Source organism: Hymenobacter sp. AT01-02 (assembly GCF_000961955.2).
Classification (GTDB): domain Bacteria; phylum Bacteroidota; class Bacteroidia; order Cytophagales; family Hymenobacteraceae; genus Hymenobacter; species Hymenobacter mucosus.
On the sequence record NZ_JZIR02000137.1, the window covers coordinates 1 to 1,771 of the forward strand.

At 58.9% G+C, this 1,771-nt stretch carries 2 protein-coding genes; one reads left to right on the forward strand and one right to left on the reverse strand.

Annotation, left to right across the window (positions count from 1 at the left end; all coding sequences use genetic code 11):
- Positions 1-244: 244 nt before the first annotated feature.
- The gene (locus tag VI25_RS21130; protein WP_055562837.1) at positions 245-1,153 is read right to left on the reverse strand and encodes a hypothetical protein; all 909 of its coding nucleotides are present in this window, start codon (positions 1,151-1,153) and stop codon (positions 245-247) included.
- Between the two features lie 282 nt (positions 1,154-1,435).
- Here VI25_RS21130 and VI25_RS21135 point away from each other — a divergent pair.
- The coding region (locus tag VI25_RS21135; RefSeq protein ID WP_152981749.1) for an AAA family ATPase at positions 1,436-1,771 on the forward strand (336 nt) is incomplete at its 3' end.

Genomic DNA, 1,771 nt, shown 5'->3' on the forward strand with positions numbered 1-1,771 from the left:
GCCGGAGTTCAGGAACTGCTTGCCATAGCCAGTGCTGGCGCGGAAATTGGGCGAAAGCACAGCGTAGCTGCGGTTGGCCAGAAACTGATGCATAGCGTTGAAGCCGTACCGCGTCGCGCCCCCAGGGCCCGCCGTGGGAGGATGATGACCGGCAGGTTCTTCGTCGTCAGACCCTTAGGTAAGGTCAAGTAAGCCGGAATTTCCAGCCCATCCGACGACTTATAGCGCGCCACTTCCATGTCGGCTAGGTCGGCGGCGCGCAGCTTGGGCCGCGTTTCGTACTGCTTGGTGAGCTGCTTGGTTTGGCGGTCGAACAGGTAGGCCACGTGGGCTGGGTAGCCGAAGTAGCCGACAGCAGCCAGAGCCGCTCGTCGGTGGTGTGCGAGGCGGGGTACACGTCGAGGCCCGGCAACTGCTTGCTTACGGCGGTAAAGTCCTGCTCCAAGGCCTTGTCTTTCCACACGCGGCGCATGCGGTCGTCCTCGAATCTCACAAACACTGGCTCGTGCGTTTTCTCCGCCACCTCCAGGCTGCCCACGTCCACTCGCTTCAGTGGGTCGGCTTGGTAAGGCTGCTCCTGGCCGGTGGCGGGGTTGATGAGCACGATTTCGGCTAGGTTGCGGCCAGCGCCCCGGTTGGTGATCATGTACATGTGCTGGTTGTCCTTGGCGAAGGCAACCACACCGCTTTGCTCATCAATCGACGTTTTGTAGAAGGGCACCAGCTTTTCGCCCTCCACGCGCAGCCACTCAGTGCTGCTGTCCGGGTTTGAGCGCGAGGCCAGGCGCAGCTGGTCGTTCCAGTCGAACTCCCAGGCCCCGATGCGGTCGTTGTTCTGACGCACTAGGGTTTTCTCACCGGTGGCTAGGTTCAGCTTGTACAGGTCATGCCAAGCCTTGTCGCGGTAGTTGAGGCCGATGTAGAGCGAGTTGGGGTCGGACAGGGGCGCGCTGAGCAGTTGTACGAGCACGCCTTTTAGGCCGGTGAGGTCGCGGGCGGTGGGCACGGGCTGGCCAGCGGCGGGAGCTTCAGCCGGGTTCACGGCGTAGATGTTGAAGTTTTCGTCGCCGCCCTTATCCTGGCTGTAGAGCAGGTACTTGCCGTCGCGGCTCCAGAAGTAGTTGCGTACCGGACGGGCTTGGTCGTTCGTCATGGGCCGGACCTGGTCAAAGGGCTCGTTCAGGCGAGCCTTTACTGCGGGCTTTCAGCAGGAGAAAATCGTTAAGTGGAATCAAAGACAAGTGAGCCCTAGGGTACCTGTCTTCAGGGAGCGGTTGAGACGGGCTTGCGACAGTACTATCATTTTCTTGGGACCGGATACTATCCAGTTACGCTACCGATACTAGGCTTTGCGTAAATCCGATATTGCCAGGATGAGAAAAACAACTAGTTTTACAACTAAATCAACAACCGATACTAGTTCAACCACGACAACATGATCTACACGGTAGGCGGCATCAAGGGCGGCAGCGGTAAAACCACGATAGCAACGAACCTGACGGTCTATCTGCTGCAGCAGGGCCGCGATGTTATTCTCATTGATGCCGATGATCAGGAGTCGGCTACGGACTTCACTTCCTTTCGTCATCAGTCGCTCGCAGGGGATTTGGGGTACACCGCAGTCAAGGTCACCGGCCGTGAACTGAATGCGCAAGTACAACGCCTAGCTACGAAGTGCGACGATATCATCATTGACACGGGCGGCCGCGATACCGTCAGCCAGCGTTCGGCCCTAACCATCTCCCACGTGTACCTCGTGCCCTCTGCTCCT

Coding starts and splice junctions, on each gene's coding strand:
- VI25_RS21130 (WP_055562837.1), bottom strand. CDS start 1,153: ATGACGAACGACCAAGCCCGTCCGGTACGCAACTACTTCTGGAGCCGC.